The following is a 20,738-nucleotide window of genomic DNA, read 5'->3' on the forward strand; positions in this document are numbered from 1 at the left end:
TTGTTTCACCTTCTTCTATAAGTTAGTAACCAATTGTTTTCATATAATCACGTAAAATATCGTTTGATTTTGCGAATCGAGATTCTTCATCCTCTGTTAAATTGAGTTCTACAACTTCTCTTATACCGTCTCTAGTAATAATAGCTGGTACTCCTGTACAAATATCGTATTCACCGTACTCACCATCTAAAATGGCTGATACAGCAATGACACGGTGATCATCGTTAAAGATTGAACTCGCAATATACGCTAGAGAGTTTCCGATTCCGTAATAAGTAGTTCCTTTACGTTTATAAATTTCCCAGCCAGCTTTTGCAGTTTTCTCAACAATTTCATCTAAATCTATTTCTCCAAATCGTTCTTTTTGTTCTTCTAAAATTTGCAGAATTGGCTTTCCACCAACAGTTACATGAGACCAAGCAACCATTTGAGAATCACCATGTTCTCCTAATGAATACCCATGAATACTACGAGGGTCTACATGTAGCATTTCAGATAAAATTGTTCTTAAGCGAGAAGAATCTAGTGATGTACCAGTACCGATTACGCGATTTCTAGGTAATCCAGATAATTTCCAAACTTGATATGTAATAATATCAACTGGGTTCGATGCAAGTAAGAAAATACCATCAAATCCACTTTCCATTACGCCACCAACAACACTTTCCATAATCTTCGCACTCGCTCCTAAAGTATCTAAGCGACTTTGCCCTGGTTTTGGTGCTGGTCCTGCTGTAATAATGACAATGTCCATATCTTTGCAGTCTTCATAGTTTCCTGCATATACTTTTGTTCTTGTATTTGTAAAGTTAATGCAATGTGATAAATCCATTGCTTCCCCAACTGCACGTTCATGATTTATATCAATTAATAATAGCTCTTCGCAAATACCTTGATTCACAATAGAATACGCACAACTTGATCCAACTAATCCAGTACCGATAATTGCAATTTTTCTTGTATGTCTTTTCATAGCAATCTCTCCTAATTGATCATATAATCTATTTCTTTTGCTCTTTACACTCCTAATTATAGAGGTTCTCACGATAGAAACCATGGATACTTTGTGAAATATTGAACAAAGTTTTTGTCCTTTTTGTGAATTGTTATATTCCATTTTCGTCATATTTGTTACAACTGGAAAAATATTTATTATGTATTTATTGACATATACAAAAAGAAAACGAGCGAATAAATTCGCTCGTTTTCTTTTCACTATTGTTCCGCACTTAATTGACTTTTTAATTGCTGTACAATCATTGGATTAGCAGGTGCTGCCGGTTTGTAATAACTCTTTTGCTTTGCGTACTCATACATATTACGTTGGCGCGCCTCGTCTTGATTACGAATTTGAATTAACGTTTGATGTAACTGTTCATTATCAGACTGAGCAATATAATTTGCATAGCTTGTTAAACTTGCATTCAATCCTGCTAAATAATCATTTACCATATCTTTTTCATTCATCTTTCTCTTCCTCCTATCCTAGGAAAGTCATTAATTGCTGTTTCGTATTTCGTGCATCTTGCGCATCTTTTTGTAGCATTTGTTTCAGTTGTGGATCTGTACACGTCTGTGCATACTGCTCCAACTTGTTAATAATTGTTGCGTGTCCACCAATTAAATGACGTAAGTTTTCTACTTCAAGCTCTGTTAAGTTTTGCATATAACATACCCGCCTTTCTTTGTTCATTCATCATTAGTATTTGGTTCTTTTTGGATTGTATTCATCAACTTTTCGCACATATAAACAAAATAAAAGATGAATAGCTAGGCCATTCATCTTTTATGCTAAATATTCATTCAATTTTATAAAGAAACAATCATACTTATACTCACAAGTAGGTTCCATACAATATGTAAAATGATGCTAGGTAAAATAGATTGTGTTTTCTTATATAACATAGCAAATACAATCCCCATAATCATTGCCGTAACCGGAAAACCACCATGAAGAATCCCAAAGATAAAGGAAGAAATAATGATACCAACTAGAAAACTATATTTCTTTTCAAAAAATCGATACAAAATACCTCTATATAAAATTTCTTCTTTAATTGGTGTAATTATAGCAACACTTAACACATATATAATACTTTGTAGACTATTTTGAAGTCCTAAGCTCCCTAATTGATCTCGTTGCTGCTCTGCACTTTCAAAGCTAAACAACTCTAACATTACATACTGAGTTAATGCAATGATGATAAAACCTATTAATAAATACAAGTAGGTTTTCCCATTTTTTAAAATAGATACATCCCATATGTTCTTAATAAAATGAAGCACTGGTTTATACGCAAATAAAACAATAGTAACAACAGCTGCATCAAATAGAAGTAAATAATATCCCTCTAAATTAGCACGTAATACCTCTTCTCCAAAAATCCCAAGGGCTAAAGCAAGGAATAATCCCCCTAAGAGTGAGAACCCTAGAATGCTTGCAATCGTTACAACTAGATTTTTATATGTTATGTTATCTACTTCTCTTTCTGCATTATACGCGTCTAATACTGTTTTTCTCATACTATTCCTCCATTTGTTTTCATTACCTTAACAAAAACCCTTTAATACAAATATATAGATAATATAACAAATTTTTCAAAAAGAATAATATACAATTTTACATATCATGAAAGCTTTGTATTATATAGTTTTTGGAATTAGATTACTATAGAATAATTATTAGATGAAATTCCAAAAATTTCTTATATATCCACCATAACCCTCGCATCATATAAAACTTATTAGTTAAAGGAGCAATGAACATGAAAACACATGACTTCCTTACAGAAATCCAGAAGGGCTCTGAGCCTAGTCCATATCAAGATCCTATTGCTTTTATTTTCGTTTGCCTTTCCGTAGCTATATACACATTTTTCAAACCTGCTAAATAATATCATGTAATGAGAAAAAGCCTACCGCTCTTTTCGAATTATATGCACTAAAAAACCTTAGAATCACTTCTAAGGTTTTTGTTTGCCTCGTTTCTTATTCACGTAATCCTTTAATAAACGTTTCCAATAATACATGTAAACTTATATCCAGATCTAACGGCAAACCAAATCCGCCTTGCTGTTCAATCGAAGCAAATCCATGACAAATACTTCTGAATCCGCGTGTCGCATGAAGTGCATTCTCTCCTTCTAAGCCATACTGTTGTAAAACTCGAAGACAAAGCTTTACAATTCCGTCACCTGCTTTTCTTACTTCTTCATCTCGTAAAAAAGTTGCTTCATATAGTCCAGGATGTTTTCGGACAAATGCTACATATGCTTCTCCTAATGCATGAATTGCTTCATCTATCTGTTTATCCTCGGCTGCTTCTTCCAGTTTGTTATGCAGCTGTTGTATTCCGTAAATACCAAGATTTTTCCGTACATCTTGTAACCCTTTTACATGATTATATAGTGAGGGCGAACGTATCCCTAATCTTTGCGCTAATGAAGCTAACGTTACTTCTTGTATTCCATTTGTATCTGCAATTTCTGCAGCTGTTTCTACAATTTTCTGTAATGTAAGTCCGATTCTAGGTGACATAAATTAACCCTCTTTCTTACTTTCTATATTCCGCTTCGCTTCCTGAATAGCAAGCTCTATGACAGCCCCTGGATCCTTTATCATTTTTCCGTGCCCTGCCGCAAGCAAGGAAGGTTCATATTCGCTTAGCTTCTGTGCACTTTGTAATGATATTTCTTTGCTCCACGTTGCCATCGCTGGAAACGGAAACCAAAATTTCATTTGTCCCGAAACAGCCATACCTCCTCTTGTTTGAAATGCATCCCCAACAATAAGAGCTTTATTTCGTACATCAAGAAACGACATGGAGCCCGGCGTATGTCCCGGTGTCATAATCGCAAGAAGCGATCCAACTCGGTCGCCATCTTCCAATAAAACATCAGGTACCGTTTTTATCTTTTTAGGTACACCGCCTTTTATTGGCGTATTTGGTTCATCCTTTTGTAACGTCGTATCTCCTTCTAACAGCTTTGCGTCCCGCTTAGAAATGTAGACTGGAACATGAGGAAGTACTTCCTTTAATGCGTCTAATGCACCGATGTGATCATCATGCGCATGTGTTAATACAATATTCGTAATTGGTTTTCCTATTTTCTCAGCCGCCTGTAAAATACCTTTTGCGCTATATGGCAAAGCCGCGTCAATTAAAGTTAAACCATCTTCTTCCTCTACAAAGTAACAATTTACAGGAAACGCTCTTGGCAAAAATGACAATTGATATAACGTTTTTTCATGTATCATCCTCATAGTCCCATCTCCCTTTTCACAAAAACTAATAGCATTAGTTTTATTATACTAATGCTATTAGTTTTATGTCACTAAAAATTTCTTTTTTTCAAAAAAAGAACAGTAGCCGTATAAACGACTACTGTTCTTTAAAGATATTAAACTGTGTAACGCTCATCTTCTAAAATTTTCGCAGCGATTTCACGTTTCTTCGGAATTACGTTAAGTGGTGTGTGGCGAGTTAATTTACGTAATGATGATAACATCATGCGCAGCATGTCGCCGTTTTCAACTGCGATAAGTGTTTCTTTCGCATCTGCTTCGATCTCGTTAAATGCTTCTTGGCAGAATACTTCAGTGTATAACACTTTTTGTTTATTCTTTTCAAGACCAGTTGTTTTGATTGCTTTTTCTGTACGAAGAACAGCTGATTCCATTGCGTATAGATTGCTTACGATGTCAGCGATATTCACAAGAATTTCTTGCTCTTTATCTAATGCTTTACCGTATTTTTGAGCAGCTAATCCAGCTACCATTAAGCCGATTTTCTTCGCGTTAGTTACTAAATATTTTTGAAGTGCTAATGGCTCATCGCCTACTTCTTCTGGCATCATCATCATTAACTCTTCTTGTAATTTTTGTGCTTTTTGAAGAAGTGGTAATTCACCTTTCATCGCTTTACGTAAGAACGTACCTGGTACGATTAGGCGGTTAATTTCGTTCGTTCCTTCGAAAATACGGTTAATACGAGAATCGCGGTACATTCTTTCAATCTCGTATTCTGCCATGAATCCGTAACCACCGTGAATTTGAACACCTTCATCTACTGTATAGTCTAATACTTCAGAACCGAATACTTTGTTTAAAGAGCACTCGATTGCATATTCAGCGATAGAAGCTGCTACCGCTTTACCGTCTTTTACTTCTTCTTCAGATAATGTGCTCATGCGGCTTTCGAATAAACCTACTGTACGATATACAGAACTTTCAGCTGCATATGTTTTTGCTGCCATATTCGCAAGTTTCTCTTGAATTAATGGGAAGCGAGCGATTGGTTGCTTGAACTGTTGACGTTGGTTTGCATATTGTGCTGAAATTTCTACTGCACGTTTTGCAGATCCAACTGTACCAACACCTAATTTATAACGACCGATATTTAAAATGTTGAATGCGATAATATGACCTTTACCGATTTCACCAAGTAGGTTTTCTTTCGGTACTAACGCATCTTCTAAAATTAACGTACGAGTTGAAGAACATTTAATACCCATTTTCTTCTCTTCAGGGCTTGTAGATACACCAGCGTATTCTTTCTCTACGATAAATGCTGAGAAATGCTCTCCATCAATTTTTGCATATACAACGAATACGTCAGCGAATGCAGAGTTTGTAATCCACTGTTTTTCACCGTTTAATACATAATGTGTACCTTCTGCATTTAAACGTGCAGTTGTTTTTGCGCCTAATGCGTCAGATCCTGAACCTGGCTCAGTTAATGCGTATGCAGCTAATTTTTCACCAGTTGCAAGTAATGGTAAATACTTTTTCTTTTGCTCTTCGTTACCGAATAATACGATTGGTAAAGATCCGATACCTACGTGAGCACCGTGAGTGATTGCAAAGCCGCCAGCGCGAGAGAATTTCTCTGCGATTAACGCTGAGCTTACTTTATCAAGACCAATTCCGCCGTACTCTTCTGGTACGTCAGCGCCTAATAAACCAAGCTCCCCAGCTTCTTTTAAAAGACGAACTGAACGATCAAATTCATGTTGCTCTAAATATTCAAGCTCTGGAAGAACTTCATTTACGATAAAGTCCTCTGTCGTTTTTGCAATCATTTTATGCTCAGATGAAAAATCTTCTGGCGTAAACACTTGATCAATCGTAATCTCATCAACTAAAAAGCTACCGCCTTTAACCGCATTTCCTACTGTTTTTTCCATGAAAATTTCCTCCTTCATATTTTCATGAGCAGCTTCTCTCTTTTTGAAAGAAGCTGGCTCTCCCGTTTATTTTTTATAAACCTTTGTTGCTTCCATTCTTTGCTTTAGCGTCGTCTCGTTCTGAGCGAACTGCTTGCACTTTTTTTATAATCCAGTTCCAGCGGCTAGAATGTTCGGTGGCTTCGCTTCTTCCTACGAGGCAAAGAGCGCCTCTACGTCTGAAGCTCCATCCCCCTCACATTCTGAACAAGCCGCTTCCACTTTTTTTATAGTAATTCAAACACTCCCGCTGCTCCCATTCCGCCGCCAATACACATTGTTACGATACCGAATTGTTCGTTGCGGCGTTTCATTTCGTGAATAAGAGATAGTGTTAGTTTTGCTCCTGTACAGCCAAGTGGATGTCCAAGTGCGATTGCACCACCGTTTACGTTTACTTTTTCTTCATCTAAACCAAGTTCACGAATAACTTGAATCGATTGAGAAGCGAATGCTTCATTTAGTTCGAATAAGCCAATATCAGATAGCTCTAAGCCAGCTAGTTTTAACGCTTTTGGAATTGCAGCGATTGGGCCGATTCCCATTACTTCTGGTGGTACGCCAGCTACTGCAAATGAACGGAATTTCGCAAGTGGCTTCATGCCATCGCTCACTGCTTTTTCACGATCCATTAATAGTACAGATGCTGCACCGTCACTCATTTGTGAAGAGTTACCAGCTGTTACAGAACCGCGAACGTTAAATGCTGGACGTAATTTACCTAAAATGTCTAGCGTCGTCTCTGCTCTTATACCTTCATCTTGTGCGAAAATGATTGTTTCTTCTTGCAGTTTATTGTTTGAGCCAACCGAGCGTAACGTCACATCTACAGATACTGTTTCATCAACAAAGTTTCCTGCCGCTAATGCTTTGGCAGCACGTTGATGACTTCTTACTGCAAATGCATCTTGCTCTTCACGAGAAATTCCATATTTCACAGCAACTTGCTCTGCTGTATGTCCCATACCCATATAATATTCCGGAGCCGCTTCTACAAGGCGACTATTCGGACGAACAACGTGTCCCATCATTGGAACTAAACTCATTGATTCCGCTCCGCCTGATAATACAGCTTCAGAGTGACCAAGCATAATGCGCTCTGCTCCGTAAGCGATACTTTGTAAACCAGAAGAACAGTAACGGTTAATTGTAATAGCTGGAACATCGTAAGAAAGTCCTGCTAGTCCGCCGATATTACGAGCCATATTTAAACCTTGTTCTGCTTCTGGCATCGCACAACCGAAAATTAAATCATCGATTGGTCCTTCATAATTTGCACGCTTTAACGTTTCCTTTACTACTAACGCCCCTAGATCGTCAGGACGAACTGTTTTTAATGAACCCCTCTTTGCTTTTCCAATTGGTGTTCTTGCTCCCGCAACAATGACAGCTTCTCTCATGAACGATATCTCCCCTCGTTATTAGTTACGTAATGGCTTTCCTTTTACAAGCATGTGCTGCATTCTTGCTTGTGATTTCATCTCACTTACTAAGCTAATAAATGCTTCACGTTCTACATCTAATAAATACTGCTCATCAACTTCTGTTCCGTACGGCACTTTTCCGCCCGCAATGACATATGCAAGTTTCTTCGCAATGTGAAGATCATGTTCAGAAATGTAACCTGATAAATGCATTGCTTCTGCACCAAGTACAAGAGTTGCATATCCTGTTTCACCAACAACTGGTATCTTTTTACGAATCGGTGCTTTATAGCCCGCTTCATATAAAGCAAGTGCTTTCTGTTTCGCATCATATAGTAAGTGATCACCATTCACACTAATACCGTCTTTATCGCCTAAGAAGTTGTTCGATACAGCTTCTTGTGCTGATGTAGAAACTTTCGCCATCGCTACAGATTCGAACACTTTATTCGCAACTTTTTGCAGATCAAACTCTACACCGTTTGGCATTTTATTTAAGTGTTTAATGTATAGCTCTTTATTACCGCCTCCGCCAGGGATTAAGCCAACACCAACTTCTACTAAGCCCATATACGTTTCACTAGAAGCTTGAATGCTAGCTGCTGGTAAGCAAACTTCTGTACCTCCGCCAAGCGTCATACCGTATGGTGCTGCTACAACTGGCTTAGAAGAGTACTTAATTTTCGTCATTGCATCTTGGAAGTTTTTCACAACCAACTCAATTTCAAAGTAATTGTCGTCTTGTGCTTCCATTAAGATCATTGCTAGGTTCGCACCAACGCAGAAGTTCTTCGATTGGTTACCGATAACAAGACCTTTATAATTCTTTTCTACTTCATCAACAGCGTAGTTAATCATTTGCGTAATATCCATACCGATTGCATTGCTCTTCGAATGGAACTCTAAGCAAAGGATGCCGTCGCCTAAATCAATTAAGCTCGCTCCGCTATTTTTCTTTAATACACCATTTTTCGCTTTTAATTGCTTAAGAGAAATTGCTTTTTTATTACGCTCGATTAGCTTATATTCGCCATTATCGTAATAGTAGCTATCGCCGTTATCATGTTTATAGAAAGTAGTGAAACCTTTCTCTAACATTTCTTTCACCCAAGTAGGAACGACTACGCCGTTTTCTTCCATCTTTTGAACAGATTTTTCAACGCCGATTGCATCCCAAACTTCAAACGGTCCTTGCTCCCAGCCGAAGCCCCACTTCATCGCTTGGTCAATTGCAACGATATCGTCAGCAATTTCTTTATGAAGTTTTGCAGAGTATAAAAGAGTTGGTGTAATGATGTTCCATAATAACTCTCCTGCGCGGTCTTTTGCGTATACAAGCGCTTTCAATTTATTCGCTAATCCTTTTTCTTGTTTACTTAACTCTACGGATGCAGCTTTTAATTTTTTACGCGCTTCATATTCCATCGTTTCAGGATTTAGTTCTAAAATTTCTTTTCCTTGTTTTAAGAAGAAGCCTTGACCTGTTTTGCTTCCAAGCCATTTTTTATCAAGCATGTCATGCATGAAAGCTGGTACTTTAAATACATCACGCTCTTCTTCTTGTACGTTTTCATATACGTTATTTGCAACGTGTACGAATGTATCTAAACCGACAACATCTAATGTACGGAACGTTGCACTCTTCGGACGACCAATTAATGGACCTGTTACAGAATCAACTTCCCCAATGCTGTAGCCGCGTTTTATCATCTCTTGAAGAGTTACTAATAAACCGTACGTACCGATGCGGTTTCCAATAAAGTTTGGTGTGTCTTTTGCGATAACAACGCCTTTTCCAAGAACGTCTTCGCCAAATAGTTTCATGAAGCTTAATACTTGTGGATCTGTTTCTTTCGTCGGTATTACCTCTAGAAGTTTTAAATATCGTGGTGGGTTAAAAAAGTGTGTGCCTAAGAAGTGTTTCTGGAAGTCGTCTGAACGACCTTCTGCCATTTTTCCAACTGAAATACCTGACGTATTCGAGCTTACAATAGAACCTGGTTTACGAACAGCGTCTACTTTTTCAAATAATTTCTTTTTAATATCTAAGTTTTCAACTACTACTTCAATAATCCAATCTACATCAGCAAGAAGCTCAAGATCATCTTCTAAGTTACCTGCTTCAATCAGTGCTAGATTTCCTTTCACTGTCAGAGGAGCTGGTTTTTGCTTCAATAGTTTCTGTACAGCCGTATTACTAAAACGATTTCTCACACTTTTATGTTCTAATGTAAGTCCCTTCGCTTCCTCTTCTTTCGTAAGCGCAGGTGGTACAATATCAAGCAATAATGTCGGAATACCAATATTAGCTAAGTGTGCCGCAATTCCCGAACCCATTACGCCTGAACCTAGAACAGCAGCCTTTTTAATTTGGAACATCCAATTCTCCCCCTATTCTTGAATGAATGCTCATTCAATTTTTCGACATAAGTCGCAATCAATGAGTGAGCCTCTACTAATAAATATATGATACTGTTTAAATTTTCGCAATATATTTATTGATAAAATTTTCTGAAATAAATATTTTTCTTTCATTTGGCTATGCTATACATGTGTATTTTCTTTGTTTAAATGCACTTTTCCTTTTTATAATCTGACGAAACTGGAGGAATATATATGGCAAAACTTAAGAAGAACCCTTCAAAGGCTGGAATTAGTGCAGCTAGTGTAACTGGAAACGCAGGTCCACATAATCACGGTGTTGAAAAAGGACGCCAAGGTAATAACCAACAATATAAGAAGCATAATATGGGCGAAAAATAACGCTATATTTTTGGGCAGAGAACGTGGCATAATGATTAATGGCTGCTTTTTCTGCCCAATTTATTTGTACATATGGAAAACAAAAGAGGGAACGATGATGAAACGAACAATAGTTATGATTGTAATGATTGCTACACTATTTACAGGGATGATTTTCTTCTCTTATGCACAAAGGCAACAAGCTGTAAGAGCTGATCAACCTAACATTACTGGGCAATATGGGGTTACAATCGATGCAAACACAGGTGAAATTTTATATGGGAAACGCGAAGACGAACGTTCTTATCCGGCTAGTATAGCCAAAATGATGACAACCCTTCTTTTACTAGAGAATGTAAAAGAAGATGAAGAAATTACGGTTACAGAAAATGCAATTAAAACAGAAAGTCAAAGCAAGAAAATTAAACTTCGTGCTGGAGAAAAATTAAAGCGTGATGAGGCATTAAAACTTATGCTTATCATTAGTGCAGATCCAATAGCTGAATCAATTGCAGAACATATCGCAGGATCAAAAAATGAATTTGTGAAAATGATGAATGCTAGAGCAAAGGAACTTGGTACAAAGCATGCAACTTTCAAGAACGCAAGTGGTGCTGATGCAATTGGGAATAAAGTATCACCATATGACATTGCTATTATTACGAAAGAAGCATTAAAGTATCCAGTTGTTTTAGAATATATGAATTCAACACGTACAACTCTACATACTTCAGAACGCTCTCCAAACATCGCAAACTATGGACGAGAAGAACTATATGACGATCCATATGCGATTGGAAGTAAAAGCGGTCTATCAGCACTTGGCAAATATACAGTCGTAACAGTGGATGAAAAAGACGGTAAACGCGTCATTAATGTTGTATTATCTTCTACCCGCAAGCAACTGTATCCTGATACGAAGAAAATGGCACATTACGCATTTCAGCAATTAAAATAACCAAGGAGTATTTACTCCTTGGTTATTTTTTAACCATACCTTTTAATACGAACGCAACGTTTGCTGGACGCTCTGCTAGACGACGCATGAAGTAGCCATACCAGTCGTTTCCATAAGGTACGTAAACACGCATTTTGTAACCTTCTTTTACTAGCTCAAGTTGACGCTCATTACGAATACCATATAACATTTGGAATTCAAATTGATCCCTTGGAATGTTGTGTTCTTCGGCAAGTTTTTTTGTATATTCAATAATCGCTTCGTCATGTGAAGCAATTGCAGTATAATTCCCATTTAATAAGTGCATTTTAATAATTTTTTTATAATTGTCATCTACATCTTTCTTGTCTGGGAATGCCACTTCTTCAGGTTCTTTATAAGCACCTTTTACAAGACGTAAATTAGGATTATAAGCATTTAAATCTTCAATATCTTTTTCTGTACGATATAGGTAAGCTTGAATAACAGTACCAATATTATCGTATTCAGATTTTAATTGTTTAAAGATATCAATTGTTTTCCCGCAGCGTGTATAGTCTTCCATATCAATTGTAACGAACACACCATTTTCTTTTGCCGCTTCTAAAATACGGCGCATATTGTTCATTACGATTTCATCAGAGATATCTAATCCCATAGAAGTCATCTTTAAAGAAAGCTGCGAATCAAGACCTTCTCTTCCAATTGCACGGATCGCTTCAATCGATTGGTTAGCCATTTCATTTGCTTCCGCTTCATTATCAACGAATTCACCTAAATAATCGATTGTTACACAAAGTCCTTGCTTATTTAATGCCTGAATGGCAGCTGTCGCTAATTCAATCGTCTCCCCTGCGACGAAGCGACCTGCACCAAAGCGTAAACCGTACTTTTTAGCCAGTTTTGTTAGCGCTTTATTTTTAGATAAGAAAAGAAACGAATTTCGCATTAATTGTTCCATGTAATTCACCCCTATGACTGTAATTTATCTGTTTTTTACCCCTCTTCAAAATTATATCATTGTTTAAAATTATTGGATACAAATAATTATTTAGATAATTTATAAAATACTATAAAAACATTTAAAAACCTATATTCTCGCATGTAAATATGAAGGGAATATTTTTCGACATTTAGAAAAAACGGGTTTACTAGGGCAAAAATAGGCATACCGAAAATATTCGACATGCCTATAAAACCCTTAATATTCCATGTAAATTATATAAGGATATTAATAAAGAAAACTTGAGGTAACATTCACCTCAAGTTTTCTCACTGCTCATTTCGCTTCTCTTCATTCAGCCTTTTAATATCCGTAATTAACTGAACCATCTCTTCTTTCGCATCTGGATATGTCTCATTCCAATGCTTCACTAAAGCTGGCATCGTCTTCGCTATGTAAGAATAAAGTGCCCACTTCTGCACCTGTTCTTTTCGCTCTTCACTACTCTCTCCAAGTAACAGCTCAGTGTATTTCTCTAGTAACCCGTCAAACTGCTCGTTAAACTTTTCACTCATTTCATTTACCTCCTATATGAAAAAAGCAGCGAAGATCGCTGCTTTTTCTTATAATTTTGATCGAACAGAGTTTAATTTCTTCTCCATTGTGCTTACTTTATCACGACGATCATCAATACGAATTGTTGTTGCAACACGCTGTGCACCTTTCGTATAAGGCACTTCATGCATTTGTTGAATTACTTCTAGAATGACAGGAAGATCTCCTTCAATAATTGTATTCATCGGTGTTAATTGATACTTCACGCGATCCGCATTTTTCTCTAGCACCTTTTGTACTTCTGCTACATATTCACTAACACTTGGATTACCTGTTCCTACTGGAATAATCGATACATCAACAATTGCCATAGTAGTCTTCCTCCTATAATCGTTTCTTATATATCCATTGTCTATTTTACCGAAATCCTCATCATTTTACTAATATGTTACTCTTCCACTTTAAACTGCTCGACTAATCTTTCTAAATCTCTCATATGTTCTGTCAAACTCTCCATCGTGTGAGCTACCTTTTCTAAATGATTCACCTGTGATTCCGTTGCAGCATGTACCTCTTCGGAAACAGCTGCACTTTCTTGACTCGTACCAGCAATTGTGTGCATTACCGCTGTAATCTCTCCTTGCTCGTAACCTATGTTATGTACCTCTTCTACAATTTTTTCAACTGAAGTACTAATCGTATTTACAACTGACATAATTGTGCGGAACTCCATTTCTGCCTCTGTCGTCACTTTATTTTGCACATCTGCAATGTCTTTCAATTTACTTACAACTTCTACAACTCTTTTTACTTCTACTTGCACATCACCAATCATCGTTGTAATTTCTCCTGTTGCCTCTTTTGATTGTTCCGCTAATTTCCGAACCTCTTCAGCAACAACCGCAAATCCCTTACCTTGCTCACCTGCACGGGCAGCTTCAATCGAAGCATTTAAAGCAAGTAAATTTGTTTGATCCGAAATACCTTTTATAAGCTCAACAACATTTTGAATCGATCCAACTCTTTGTTCTAACTTATCCGATGCTTCTTCTGTATGAACAACAATCGAAGATGATTGTCCCCTCGTACGGATTAAATTCCTCATTGTATTTAATCCTTGCTTAGATGCCTCTTCCGCTTTGCCAGCCACTCCTTTTATTTCACCAACGGAGCTATTCATTTGTTCCACTGACTCCGCCATATTCTCGAGCTGAGCTGAAACTTCATCCACACTATTCGCAAGAGTAGAAGCTCCTCCGCTCACATCATCCATCGCTCCTGAAACTTCTCTACTAGCCGCTACTGTTTCGTTCGTTAAATAATGTAAACTATTCGTTGATTGTTGCACCGTTGATACGCTGTTTTTAATTTTACTTACCATTTCATTCATTTGTTCAACCATATCATTAAAGTGCTTAGTCAACTCTCCAACTTCATCTTTACTTGTCACTTTCATTCGCAGCGTTAAATCGCCTTCTGCTACTTTTTGCACGTGATTCTTTAATAGTTGCAGTGGTCTTGCTAATCTTCTTGAGAACAAGTAGGAAGCTACGATTCCAACTAATAAACTAATACATGCCATTATAATAACTGTATTCCTCGTACTATTTAATAACCCATCGATCGTTTCTTTCGGATAAAAGATTCCTATCGTCCATTTCATCGTATCAAATGATTGACTATAAACTACTACATCTTCACCTTTTATTGTACTGCCCGCATATTTTGTTACCTCTTTATTCAAGCTCTTTATAAGTGGCTCTTTAGAAACATCTTTTCCTATCTTTTCTGGATAAACAAGAGCCATATTTTTATCATTTATAATAAACATTTCTCCGTCATTATTGTATTGAATATTGTGAAGCAACTTCTGAATCGTCCCAAGCGATACATCCATCGCAACAACGCCTAATACAGATCCATCTTGAGCTGTAATTGCTTTAGAAACACCTACACTTAACTTTCCTGTTGCAATTTCATAAGAAGGTTGTCCCCAATGGACCTTTTTTACATCAGCCTCTGAATCTTTATACCATGGTCTTGTCGTTGGATCATATCCTTCTGGCACTTGCCCACCTTCAGCAAGATTGGCACTTAATGTTTTTTTATCTTTCGTACCAATATATAAATCTAAAATACCAGGATGATTCTTTTTATACTCTGCAAACTCTTTCGTTAAAAACGCTTCCTCTTCCGGAGTAACCCCACCTTGAAGCATATTACGAATCATCTCACTGTTCGCGTAATACCCCATATCTTCATCCGTTCTTTGAACAAATGTCGTAAGTTGCTCTGTCACAAGATCCATCGCATTTTGAGAATACTCGTCTAAGGAACGCACTTCCTTTTCTTTCTGTAATTGATACACAGCTGTACCCAATATTACGAACATCATAGAAATAAGTACTGAAAACACTACCGCAATTTTTAAACGTAAACTTCTTAACATCTTCCCCCCAGCATCCCCTTCGCATTAAATTGAAATCTTATTAATCATTATATTAAGTATAATAGATAAAATTAAAAAATTGAAATTAATTCTCACCTTAATACAATTAGAAAACGGACTACCACTTGTGCAAAAACAAATAGTTCATTATCCTTAAAATATAATCTCATTCGTTCGGAGGGAACTATGTTACAAAAATTCGGTTTCTCACAATATGAAAGCCAAGCTTATGAAGTTGTCGTATCAAGCAATGAACCATTAGATGCTACAACAATTGTGAAGCATTCAGGTGTTCCAAAAGCAAAAATATATGAAGTACTAGCACGCCTAATCGATAAAGGAATGGTAATGGATTCTGTTTCAGAAAAGAAAAAATTGTATACAGCATTACCACTAAAACTAGCAATTGAAAAATTAACGACAGAATTCCAATCAAATATTAAAGAACTGGAAACAAACATATCAAAAAAATCATTTACAGATGACCGTGTGTGGAGCTTAAAAATGCAATCTTCTATTCGAGTTCAAAGTAAAGAACTCATTGAAAGTGCACAAGAATCAATCCGTATTTCAGCTTGGAATGATACTCTTTTAGAATATCTCCCTTTACTAGAACAAAAAGCAAAACAAGGTGTTCAAATTGAATCTCTTATTGTTGGAGAAGTAGAAACAGACTTAGAAAACATGCATTTTCTAATCCCAGCTGAAGAGCCTAATGCATTAGAGCGCTACTTGCTACTCATCGTTGACGATCGTGAAATTTTATTTGCTGGCGTAGAACAAGAATCATGGCAAGCGATGAAAACAATGTCACAACCTTTCGTAAAGTTCTTTACAGAATTTTTCTATCACGACGTTGCACTTGCAAAGATTACTCAGAAACATCATGATCTCTTTATGGAAGATGAGGAAATTAAGAGTTTGTTAATGAAATTAAGATACTAATTAAATAATAAAAAGGAGTCTAGTTTTTCACTTAGACTCCTTTTTATTTTGTTCCTTTATCTCCATCAACAGCTCAATGATTTTCTCATTTTGCTCTACCTGTTTCTCTGAATTTTGATAGATGAAACGAATCCATCTAAAAACAATGATAACCACAAATAACGGCAATACTGTGAATATAAAACCAATAATTGAATAATCCATATACTATCACCTCGCTACATACCCTTTTCTCCATTTCTCTACCAAAACCTGCAATATTTTACAAATAAAAAAGAACCTATCAAACGATAGATTCTTCTTTCACGAACTGAGTAGAGCGTCCTCTCGTAATCGAGAAAATCGCGCAAAGCAGTGCTAATATAATAAAGCCACCACCTACCCAAGCATTATATATAACAGATGATTTTTCAATAACAACTCCACCTACTGTTGAACCAAGTGCAATTCCTAAATGAAGCGCAGAGTTATTTAAACCTTGTTGAATACCAGCTGATTCCGGTGCAATTTCAATTAAATAATTTTGCTGCGCTGGTGAAATCGCCCAGCTCAGCATACTCCAAAGTCCCATCATAATGATGAAGAGCGGGAATGAGAATGTCATTAATGGCAACATGAAGATTGCACATGCAAATACGATAATAATCGAGATAATACTTTTCTTCGATCCCCATTTATCAGCAAGCCATCCACCGAATCCGCCGCCAATTACTGCTGCGATTCCGAAAATGAAGTAAAACACACTAATCCAATTTGCTTCAACATGCATAACATCTTTTAAAAACGGTGTTAAATATGCATACAATGTTAAATGCCCCGTTAAAAACAAAAATGATGTTAACTGTGCACTTACAATTTTTTTATCTTTTAAAGTAGCAAGTTGTTCTTTTATTGATAATACCGATGTCGGTGGTACTTTCGTTAAGAACAATGAAATACAAGCTATTGCCATAACTGTTAATACAGAAATTAATACAAATGGTGCACGCCATCCGTATGCATTTCCGAGTACAAGACCAAGCGGTACTCCAAGTACAAGTGATCCACTAATTCCCATAAAAATGATTCCAATTGCACGCGCACGAAAATGCGGTTCTACTACACTAGAAGCAAGTGTTACCGATAGTGCAATAATTAATGAACCACTGGCCGCACAAATAACCCTTGAGAACATCAGCATTCCGTAATTCACACTAAATGCCGAAATAATATTTCCGATTAAGAAAATCGATAATGCTCCAACATACAATGTTTTTCTTTCAAACTTCCCTGTCAAAGCTAATAAAACTGGACCTGACAAAGCAAATACTACCGAAAATATTGTTATAAGCTGACCAGCTGCACTAATAGATACTCCTAAATCATTGGCAACTAAATCGAGCGTTCCTCCTATAATTAGCTCAACCGTTCCGACTACAAAAGCCGCGATAGCTAAAATATAAACACGAAAATTCAAGTCTTTCCCCACGCTTTCTATTTCGGTTACTACCATCATAGTAACCAAAATAGAAAGTGGAAGCAAGTACAATTTTTTTACAGTAAAAAAGGTAGGCGTATAATACGCCTACCTTTTCATCATTCTGTTTCTTTCTTCTTACTCAAGTACCAATACACCGGCAGTCCCGTAAATACAATTCCAATCGATAAGAAACAACTTACTGGATCGTTAATAATCGCACTACCAATTACAAATAACGAACCTAAAATCGCTACGATTGGTACGATTGGGAATAACGGTACACTATATGCACGCTCTTTATTCTTATTACGTTTTCTTAAAATGAAGACACCAATAAACGTCATTACATAGAAAATATAAATAATGAATACGGAAATCTCAGATAGCTTATTTGGATCACTAATAATCATTAAAATAATTCCTAAAATGATTTCAACAGTAATCGCATTTGCTGGTGTTTTAAATCTCGGACTTTCCTTTGCAATAAACTTAGAAAATGGAAGTTGTCCACGCTCTGCCATAGACATTGGGATACGTGGAAACGTTAAAATCTTTCCATTTAAACAGCCGAAAATAGAAACGATAATACCGATACTAATAATTTTCCCGCCATATTCTCCAAGTAACATACCCGCAGCTGTCGCTGTCGCATTTTCTCCAAGGTCTACAATTTTCGCTGCTGGTAATACATTTAATAACGCCAAGTTAATTAATACGTAAGCAGCAGTTACGATTAAAATCCCCACTGTCATTGCTTTCGGTAATAACTTTGTTGGATTCTTCATTTCTCCGCCAATCGAAGCAAGTAAAATCCATCCGTCATAAGCAAATAACGTTGCTAAAATTGCCATACCGATACTTTGATTTTCTGATATCGGCACTACTACGTTAAAGATATCGCTATTCCCTTTCCAAAAACCTAGCACGACAATTAATATGATCGGAATCATCTTCCCAATTGTCGTGATTGTTTGGACGATACCTCCGTATTTTGTTCCCATACTATTTATAACGCCAAGGAACACAACCGTTCCAATTGCAATTGGTAAATTCCACACTTTATCTAAATAGAAAAAATTAATCATTAAAGAACTAAAGTATAAACCTAATGTTCCGATAATAGCAGGTCCATAAACAATTGTTTGCATCCAACCTGATAAATATCCCCAAAAACTCCCGTAAATCTCCTCTAAATACGTATACAACCCACCATTTTTCGGGATTTGCGCTCCAATTTCAGCTACTGTTAAACCACTTGCTAGCGTCAACAGACCACCAATTACCCAAGCAAGAATGGCCATATTAGAACTCCCCGAGTAATCTAATACGCTCCCTGGTTTCATAAACACACCAGATCCAATAATCGTTCCTACTACGATAGAAAGTGCTACTGTTAAACCAATTTTGTTCTTCTCATCATGATGCATACTGCGTATCCTCCTTCCAATCCTAGTGTGATGCAAAAATGAAATAAAAAAACACTCCTCCCTAAAAAAGGGACGAGTGTTTTATTCGTGGTTCCACCCTTGTTTCAATTCGCAAAGTAACACACTTCACCAATTTCTCAAGTCTAAATAACGGTTTTTGCCGGCAAGCAATTACTAGATGCTCGTTCACTGCTGCAGTTCAGAGGTGGTAATCCATTTTTCCGTATTAGGAAGCTCACAGCCAAAGGCTTCCCTCTCTGAGAATCGTAAAAAATTGATCATGTCCTCATCATCACTTCTTGATGTCGAATTTTGTAGTTATTGTTCATTATATTGAATTGTTAGAAAAAATCAATATATTTTTTTATATAACATAGGAAATATTTCTCTTCTTATATTATAACAGAACATACAAAACTTCTCTAATTCCCTAAAAATGGTATAATTCTTTTAGGAGGTGTACTAATAATGATTGCTGTCTTTTGTATCATCGCTACGTTTCTCTCTGTTCTATTCGCTATCATGTATCGAAACAAGTATCCTGGTTATAGCATTTTAGCGGTAGCTATTATACCAGCTGTTTCCTTCTACGTATTGGGTAAATATCAATATACGGAAGTGTTTATCGGTTTTGCAATCTTCTACTGCGTCTTCGGATACATACTAACAATAAAAAGAATTTCAATGCCTCATTAAAAGGGACCGATTTCTACTTATAGAAATCGGCCCTTGCACGTACCTTCCTGTTGCCCACACGAAAGATACGACTTCATTCAATTATTTATCTTCTTTTTTCATAAAAAACTTATGGTGCGGTAAATCAACATTCAATGCCTCTAATTGTTTCTTTTCATTGTCTAAAATCGCTTTTGCTTTTTCTTTTGTTGCTTCATCTAATCCCGCAAAGATGTCTTCACGCTTCTCTTTCTCTGGAAGTTTCACGCCTAACTTCGTTAATTCTTCTTTTGCTTGCTCATGCGTTAATTTTCCGGATTTTTCTTGCTCAAAAATTGACTTCACTTTTTCTTTCGTCTGTTCATCTAAATTAGCAAGCATATCTTTACGCTTACCTTTCTCTGGCATTTTCACACCTAACTTTGATAATTCCTCTTGCGCTTGTTCACGTGTTAATTTTCCAGATTTCTCTTGCTCTAAAATGGACTTCGCTTTTTCTTTCGCCTGTTCATCTAAGTTAGCAAACATGTCTCCATGCTTACCTTTTTCCGGCATTTTCACGCCTAGCTTTGTTAATTCCTCTTTTGCTTGTTCACGTGTTAGTTTTCCGGATTTCTCTTGCTCTAAAATGGACTTCGCTTTTTCTTTCGCCTGTTCATCTAATCCTGCAAACATGTCTTTACGCTTCTCTTTCTCTGGAAGCTTTACACCTAGTTCCTCTAACTGTTTCTTTGTATCGTCCATAATTGTTTTTACTTTTTGTTTTGTAGCGTCATCCAAATCCTTTTTCGCCGTTTTTGCAGGCTGATCCACTGCTGGAGTATTCGTTGCCGCGAATGCCGGAATACCGACTCCTCCAATGATTCCGAATGATAAAGCACCTGCAATCGCTAAATACCCAACTGTTTTCTTCTTCATAGGAAATTTCCTCCTTCATATTTCTAATGCATGTACACTT

Annotated in this window: 21 protein-coding genes and 1 other annotated feature; of the genes, 4 read left to right on the plus strand and 17 right to left on the minus strand. The window is 36.7% G+C overall.

Annotated elements, in window-relative coordinates:
- Positions 1-22 precede the first annotated feature (22 nt).
- The 9 genes from BM089_RS21640 to BM089_RS21680 form a co-directional block, all read right to left on the minus strand.
- Positions 23-1,126 carry an L-lactate dehydrogenase gene (locus tag BM089_RS21640; RefSeq protein ID WP_218036840.1) on the minus strand — a complete coding sequence of 368 codons (1,104 nt, stop codon included), beginning with the start codon at positions 1,124-1,126 and terminating at the stop codon, positions 23-25.
- A gap of 89 nt (positions 1,127-1,215) precedes the next feature.
- A complete protein-coding gene (locus BM089_RS21645) occupies positions 1,216-1,467 on the minus strand; it encodes a spore coat protein (protein ID WP_001002982.1) in 252 nt (83 codons plus the stop codon).
- Positions 1,468-1,480: 13 nt separating this feature from the next.
- Entirely contained in the window at positions 1,481-1,666 is a 186-nt protein-coding gene (locus BM089_RS21650; protein ID WP_001180555.1) for a hypothetical protein, read from the minus strand.
- Between the two features lie 143 nt (positions 1,667-1,809).
- Positions 1,810-2,523 (minus strand): CPBP family intramembrane glutamic endopeptidase, encoded by a 714-nt coding sequence (locus BM089_RS21655; RefSeq protein ID WP_001232991.1) that lies wholly within the window; start codon positions 2,521-2,523, stop codon positions 1,810-1,812.
- Between the two features lie 465 nt (positions 2,524-2,988).
- Positions 2,989-3,537: a TetR/AcrR family transcriptional regulator gene (locus tag BM089_RS21660; protein WP_090978063.1), complete on the minus strand. Its 549-nt coding sequence runs from the start codon at positions 3,535-3,537 to the stop codon at positions 2,989-2,991.
- Positions 3,538-3,540: 3 nt separating this feature from the next.
- Positions 3,541-4,263, minus strand: coding sequence for an MBL fold metallo-hydrolase (locus BM089_RS21665; protein WP_090978065.1), 723 nt, complete (start codon positions 4,261-4,263; stop codon positions 3,541-3,543).
- Positions 4,264-4,400: 137 nt separating this feature from the next.
- Positions 4,401-6,185, minus strand: a complete 1,785-nt coding sequence (locus BM089_RS21670) for an acyl-CoA dehydrogenase family protein (protein ID WP_000416293.1) — start codon at positions 6,183-6,185, stop codon at positions 4,401-4,403.
- Positions 6,186-6,451: 266 nt separating this feature from the next.
- A complete protein-coding gene (locus tag BM089_RS21675; RefSeq protein ID WP_090978067.1) occupies positions 6,452-7,624 on the minus strand; it encodes an acetyl-CoA C-acetyltransferase in 1,173 nt (390 codons plus the stop codon).
- Between the two features lie 21 nt (positions 7,625-7,645).
- Positions 7,646-10,027, minus strand: coding sequence for a 3-hydroxyacyl-CoA dehydrogenase/enoyl-CoA hydratase family protein (locus BM089_RS21680; RefSeq protein WP_090978069.1), 2,382 nt, complete (start codon positions 10,025-10,027; stop codon positions 7,646-7,648).
- A gap of 237 nt (positions 10,028-10,264) precedes the next feature.
- Between BM089_RS21680 and BM089_RS21685 the strand changes: the two genes are divergently transcribed.
- Together BM089_RS21685 and BM089_RS21690 are read left to right on the plus strand one after the other, a co-directional pair.
- Complete coding sequence (locus BM089_RS21685; protein WP_001096344.1) at positions 10,265-10,411, plus strand: YuzL family protein; 147 nt, start codon at positions 10,265-10,267, stop codon at positions 10,409-10,411.
- Between the two features lie 97 nt (positions 10,412-10,508).
- A complete protein-coding gene (locus tag BM089_RS21690; RefSeq protein WP_000831466.1) occupies positions 10,509-11,348 on the plus strand; it encodes a D-alanyl-D-alanine carboxypeptidase family protein in 840 nt (279 codons plus the stop codon).
- Positions 11,349-11,370: 22 nt separating this feature from the next.
- On the opposite strand, the gene BM089_RS21695 is transcribed toward BM089_RS21690, so the two are convergent.
- From BM089_RS21695 to BM089_RS21710, 4 genes are all read right to left on the minus strand, one after another.
- Positions 11,371-12,288, minus strand: a complete 918-nt coding sequence (locus tag BM089_RS21695; protein WP_000436780.1) for a proline dehydrogenase family protein — start codon at positions 12,286-12,288, stop codon at positions 11,371-11,373.
- 311 nt (positions 12,289-12,599) lie between these two features.
- Entirely contained in the window at positions 12,600-12,845 is a 246-nt protein-coding gene (locus BM089_RS21700) for a YusU family protein (RefSeq protein ID WP_001290600.1), read from the minus strand.
- 48 nt (positions 12,846-12,893) lie between these two features.
- Positions 12,894-13,196, minus strand: coding sequence for an MTH1187 family thiamine-binding protein (locus tag BM089_RS21705; RefSeq protein WP_001018860.1), 303 nt, complete (start codon positions 13,194-13,196; stop codon positions 12,894-12,896).
- Positions 13,197-13,273: 77 nt separating this feature from the next.
- Complete coding sequence (locus BM089_RS21710) at positions 13,274-15,274, minus strand: methyl-accepting chemotaxis protein (RefSeq protein WP_000946363.1); 2,001 nt, start codon at positions 15,272-15,274, stop codon at positions 13,274-13,276.
- 186 nt (positions 15,275-15,460) lie between these two features.
- Between BM089_RS21710 and BM089_RS21715 the strand changes: the two genes are divergently transcribed.
- Positions 15,461-16,219 carry a TrmB family transcriptional regulator gene (locus tag BM089_RS21715; protein ID WP_000939481.1) on the plus strand — a complete coding sequence of 253 codons (759 nt, stop codon included), beginning with the start codon at positions 15,461-15,463 and terminating at the stop codon, positions 16,217-16,219.
- 27 nt (positions 16,220-16,246) lie between these two features.
- Here the strand turns inward: BM089_RS21715 and BM089_RS31185 are convergent, their stop codons facing one another.
- From BM089_RS31185 to BM089_RS21730, 3 genes are all read right to left on the minus strand, one after another.
- Positions 16,247-16,423: a hypothetical protein gene (locus BM089_RS31185; protein ID WP_000386584.1), complete on the minus strand. Its 177-nt coding sequence runs from the start codon at positions 16,421-16,423 to the stop codon at positions 16,247-16,249.
- A 79-nt stretch (positions 16,424-16,502) separates the two neighbouring features.
- Positions 16,503-17,687: an MFS transporter gene (locus BM089_RS21725; RefSeq protein WP_025118115.1), complete on the minus strand. Its 1,185-nt coding sequence runs from the start codon at positions 17,685-17,687 to the stop codon at positions 16,503-16,505.
- Between the two features lie 107 nt (positions 17,688-17,794).
- On the minus strand, positions 17,795-19,105 hold the full coding sequence (locus BM089_RS21730) for an APC family permease (protein WP_090978071.1): 1,311 nt from the start codon (positions 19,103-19,105) through the stop codon (positions 17,795-17,797).
- A 65-nt stretch (positions 19,106-19,170) separates the two neighbouring features.
- Positions 19,171-19,407 (minus strand) — a binding site (T-box leader).
- A 166-nt stretch (positions 19,408-19,573) separates the two neighbouring features.
- On the opposite strand from BM089_RS21730, the gene BM089_RS21735 reads away from it, so the two are divergent.
- The gene (locus BM089_RS21735; protein ID WP_053563416.1) at positions 19,574-19,801 is read left to right on the plus strand and encodes a hypothetical protein; all 228 of its coding nucleotides are present in this window, start codon (positions 19,574-19,576) and stop codon (positions 19,799-19,801) included.
- An 81-nt stretch (positions 19,802-19,882) separates the two neighbouring features.
- Here BM089_RS21735 and BM089_RS21740 read toward each other — a convergent pair whose 3' ends face one another.
- The gene (locus tag BM089_RS21740) at positions 19,883-20,698 is read right to left on the minus strand and encodes a hypothetical protein (RefSeq protein ID WP_090978073.1); all 816 of its coding nucleotides are present in this window, start codon (positions 20,696-20,698) and stop codon (positions 19,883-19,885) included.
- Between the last annotated feature and the right edge of the window lie 40 nt (positions 20,699-20,738).

It is taken from the genome of Bacillus sp. 5mfcol3.1 (genome assembly GCF_900114335.1).
Classification (GTDB): Bacteria; Bacillota; Bacilli; order Bacillales; family Bacillaceae_G; genus Bacillus_A; species Bacillus_A thuringiensis_S.

Coding starts and splice junctions, on each gene's coding strand:
- BM089_RS21640 (WP_218036840.1), bottom strand. CDS start 1,126: ATGACGAAAATGGAATATAACAATTCACAAAAAGGACAAAAACTTTGT.
- BM089_RS21645 (WP_001002982.1), bottom strand. CDS start 1,467: ATGAATGAAAAAGATATGGTAAATGATTATTTAGCAGGATTGAATGCA.
- BM089_RS21650 (WP_001180555.1), bottom strand. CDS start 1,666: ATGCAAAACTTAACAGAGCTTGAAGTAGAAAACTTACGTCATTTAATT.
- BM089_RS21655 (WP_001232991.1), bottom strand. CDS start 2,523: ATGAGAAAAACAGTATTAGACGCGTATAATGCAGAAAGAGAAGTAGAT.
- BM089_RS21660 (WP_090978063.1), bottom strand. CDS start 3,537: ATGTCACCTAGAATCGGACTTACATTACAGAAAATTGTAGAAACAGCT.
- BM089_RS21665 (WP_090978065.1), bottom strand. CDS start 4,263: ATGAGGATGATACATGAAAAAACGTTATATCAATTGTCATTTTTGCCA.
- BM089_RS21670 (WP_000416293.1), bottom strand. CDS start 6,185: ATGGAAAAAACAGTAGGAAATGCGGTTAAAGGCGGTAGCTTTTTAGTT.
- BM089_RS21675 (WP_090978067.1), bottom strand. CDS start 7,624: ATGAGAGAAGCTGTCATTGTTGCGGGAGCAAGAACACCAATTGGAAAA.
- BM089_RS21680 (WP_090978069.1), bottom strand. CDS start 10,027: ATGTTCCAAATTAAAAAGGCTGCTGTTCTAGGTTCAGGCGTAATGGGT.
- BM089_RS21685 (WP_001096344.1), top strand. CDS start 10,265: ATGGCAAAACTTAAGAAGAACCCTTCAAAGGCTGGAATTAGTGCAGCT.
- BM089_RS21690 (WP_000831466.1), top strand. CDS start 10,509: ATGAAACGAACAATAGTTATGATTGTAATGATTGCTACACTATTTACA.
- BM089_RS21695 (WP_000436780.1), bottom strand. CDS start 12,288: ATGGAACAATTAATGCGAAATTCGTTTCTTTTCTTATCTAAAAATAAA.
- BM089_RS21700 (WP_001290600.1), bottom strand. CDS start 12,845: ATGAGTGAAAAGTTTAACGAGCAGTTTGACGGGTTACTAGAGAAATAC.
- BM089_RS21705 (WP_001018860.1), bottom strand. CDS start 13,196: ATGGCAATTGTTGATGTATCGATTATTCCAGTAGGAACAGGTAATCCA.
- BM089_RS21710 (WP_000946363.1), bottom strand. CDS start 15,274: ATGTTAAGAAGTTTACGTTTAAAAATTGCGGTAGTGTTTTCAGTACTT.
- BM089_RS21715 (WP_000939481.1), top strand. CDS start 15,461: ATGTTACAAAAATTCGGTTTCTCACAATATGAAAGCCAAGCTTATGAA.
- BM089_RS31185 (WP_000386584.1), bottom strand. CDS start 16,423: ATGGATTATTCAATTATTGGTTTTATATTCACAGTATTGCCGTTATTT.
- BM089_RS21730 (WP_090978071.1), bottom strand. CDS start 19,105: ATGCATCATGATGAGAAGAACAAAATTGGTTTAACAGTAGCACTTTCT.
- BM089_RS21735 (WP_053563416.1), top strand. CDS start 19,574: ATGATTGCTGTCTTTTGTATCATCGCTACGTTTCTCTCTGTTCTATTC.
- BM089_RS21740 (WP_090978073.1), bottom strand. CDS start 20,698: ATGAAGAAGAAAACAGTTGGGTATTTAGCGATTGCAGGTGCTTTATCA.